Consider the following 233-nt stretch of genomic DNA (forward strand, 5'->3'; position numbering starts at 1 on the left):
CCGTCAGCGCGTCGCCGTCGGCGTCGCTGTCGTTGGCCAGCAGGCCCGGGGCCGGGATGTCCAGCACCTGGCCGGCGTGGATGTCGTAGTGGTCGGCGGTCGCCACCGGCGCGCTGTTGGTCACGCTGATGCGCACGATGGCGGTCGCCGTGCCGCCCTGGCCATCGGCGATCTTGTAGCTGAACTGCGTGTCGCCGACGAAGCCGTCGGTCGGCGTGAAGCGCAGCCGGCCG

General features: G+C 72.5%; 1 protein-coding gene. It reads right to left on the reverse strand.

Going from position 1 to position 233, the window contains the following annotated elements; translation table 11 throughout:
* Window positions 1-233, reverse strand: a 233-nt coding sequence (locus tag B0W88_RS34310) for an Ig-like domain-containing protein (protein WP_158081014.1), incomplete at both ends; no start/stop codon positions are given.

It is taken from the genome of Pelomonas sp. KK5, assembly GCF_001984095.1.
GTDB lineage: Bacteria > Pseudomonadota > Gammaproteobacteria > Burkholderiales > Burkholderiaceae_C > KK5.